Source organism: Homoserinimonas sp. OAct 916 (assembly GCF_003260275.1).
Lineage (GTDB): Bacteria > Actinomycetota > Actinomycetes > Actinomycetales > Microbacteriaceae > OACT-916.
Genome location: NZ_QJHB01000133.1, coordinates 1 through 275 on the forward strand (window position 1 = coordinate 1; position 275 = coordinate 275).

The 275-nt window shown below is 52.7% G+C and carries 1 rRNA gene; it reads left to right on the forward strand.

What is annotated here, in order from left to right:
• A 23S ribosomal RNA gene (locus DL891_RS16990) occupies positions 1-125 on the forward strand; the annotation flags it as partial.
• Between the last annotated feature and the right edge of the window lie 150 nt (positions 126-275).

Consider the following 275-nt stretch of genomic DNA (forward strand, 5'->3'; position numbering starts at 1 on the left):
ATTTCCATGCCCCTTTGAGGGTGAGAGACTCCCGGCTAGACCACCGGGTTGATAGGCAGGATGTGGAAGTGAGGACTAAAGACTCATGGAGCTGACCTGTACTAATAAGTCGAAGACTTGATAACACCGTTATCTTCGGATAACACCTATTGCTATTGTTTGCGTCCACTTTGTGGTTCTCGATGTACGGTCGAGAACGAACACACACCACCAGGTGTGATCCCAGACCACGTCGCCCCCGTCACACGGGCCGGCAGGGTTTCGGGTCACAGTTG